The following is a 1,809-nucleotide window of genomic DNA, read 5'->3' as shown; positions in this document are numbered from 1 at the left end:
CCAGCCCTCTACGACAACGCTATCGACACCGACTACACCCACTCAATCGGCATCCAAAAAGGCCAAATCTAACCCCCCACGACACGCCGGGCCAGACACACTTTTTGACCCTTAACCCAACTTCGTGCTCTCAATGGAAACTGCTCCTCACTAGTTGGTAACTGATTTCTCAGTCCAACTAATGGGGAGCAGTTCAAGTGGTGGGAGGTTCTTCGTGGTACCCCGTACGGGATTTGAACCCGTGTTACCGCCGTGAGAGGGCGGCGTCCTAGGCCGCTAGACGAACGGGGCGCATAGGACACACAAAACTAGCTCCCTCCCGGCGAACCGGTGAGGCAACGACCAGCTCTGTGATCGAGAACAAAGCCTACAGGCAACTCCTGCAACTCTCCTAATCCGCTGGTCAATGCCGGGTTTTAAGAAGTTTTCGCGTTAGCATTAAGGCACCAGTTTTACCGATGCGCCGAGGATGCCAATGACCCATTCCGAGAATGACACCCCCGACTCGCTCGTGATGCCGGCCGGCGGTGGCACGGTCCGGCAGGCGATTTCTCCGGAGCGTTACTCAACGGAGGTCACCAGCGAGCATCGTTTTCCTGGCCCGAAGGCATGGGGCATGATCGCCAAGCGGCTGTACGCGGAGTTTTTCTACCGTGGGCTTCCCGATAAGGGCGCGACGCTGAGCTTCTACTCCATCTTCACCGCGATCCCCACCCTCATGGCTTTCTACGCGATCGTGATGCTGGTACTCGACCAGAATCGCGATCAGGTGCTGGGCGTGACCGGCGAATTCATTAACCGCAATATCCCGGCAGACTTCGCGGCTCAGGCGTCCAATATCATCGAGGCGATCATCGGCACCACGCAGCGTTCCCTGATCACACTGATCATCGCCGTCCTTTTCGCGCTCTTCTCCTCCTCGGCCTATGTTCGCGCGTTTTCCCGCAGCGCGAACGCGCTCTACGGCCGCGAGGAGGGCCGGTCGATCCTGCGCACCTGGCTCGTGATGTGGGGCTTGACCATCGCGTTGGTTGCGGGGCTTGTTTTGATCGCGGCGGGGTTCTTCCTCCGCGAGGAACTCCTCTCCCCCTTCTTCACCCATATCGCCGATCCCTTGGGGCTGGCTGGCCTACGCACCTTCATGCTCGATTACTTCCTGCCCCTGTGGGCATGGCTGCGGTGGCCGGTGATCTTCGGGCTCTCCCAGATGCTCATCGCGCTGCTCTATCACGTCGCACCGAACGTCAAGCAGGGGCGTTTCCGTCTGTTCACGGCGGGCTCTGTGAGCGCGCTGATTGCGCTCACGCTGATCGGCGTGGGCTTCCGGACTTACCTCAACAACTTTCTGCACATCGGAATGTACGGGGCTCTTGGCGGCATCATCGGCGGCTTCTTCTGCCTCTTCATGGCCAATAACGTGCTGCTGCTAGGCCTGCAGCTGGACGCTGAGCTCGCTCGCGCCCGAGAGCTTGCAGCCGGTTACGACTCCACCGAGCTCATCCTCGCCCCACCCCGAGCCTCGGGTGCCGCGGATGGTGAGAAGCAGCTCGCTGAAACGCTCCAGGCTGAAGCCGAAAACTTCCAGCATCGCGTACAGAACACAGCGGACGAGTAGCGGGGGCGGCCTTTAGCACTTCCATCCCACTGCCCAACACGCGCTTTTAATCGCCCTTCCCTGCAACCCTAGGGACCTTCCCTCCGTCTGGAGCCTCGCCCCTAAGCACGACCATCAGGGGTTAAGTAGCAAAAAGTGTGTCTGATTTTCAGCCTATCCGCTGGTCAGACCGCATAAAACGGGCTTAAATAAGG

At 59.4% G+C, this 1,809-nt stretch carries 1 protein-coding gene and 1 tRNA gene; one reads left to right on the top strand and one right to left on the bottom strand.

Translation table 11 applies throughout. From position 1 onward, the window contains the following. Positions 1-215: 215 nt before the first annotated feature. Positions 216-291, bottom strand: a tRNA-Glu gene (locus QP140_RS09700). A 184-nt stretch (positions 292-475) separates the two neighbouring features. Here QP140_RS09700 and QP140_RS09695 point away from each other — a divergent pair. Further along, positions 476-1,615 (top strand): YihY/virulence factor BrkB family protein, encoded by a 1,140-nt coding sequence (locus QP140_RS09695; RefSeq protein ID WP_284759451.1) that lies wholly within the window; start codon positions 476-478, stop codon positions 1,613-1,615. Positions 1,616-1,809 lie beyond the last annotated feature (194 nt).

Origin of the sequence: Corynebacterium sp. UMB9976, from assembly GCF_030212265.1 — a bacterium.
GTDB lineage: Bacteria > Actinomycetota > Actinomycetes > Mycobacteriales > Mycobacteriaceae > Corynebacterium.
Note: the sequence above shows the minus strand (reverse complement) of the source record. Positions and strands in the feature narration are given on the sequence as shown.

Excerpts from the sequence above, each read along its gene's own strand:
- QP140_RS09695 (WP_284759451.1), top strand. The coding sequence starts at position 476 with ATGACCCATTCCGAGAATGACACCCCCGACTCGCTCGTGATGCCGGCC.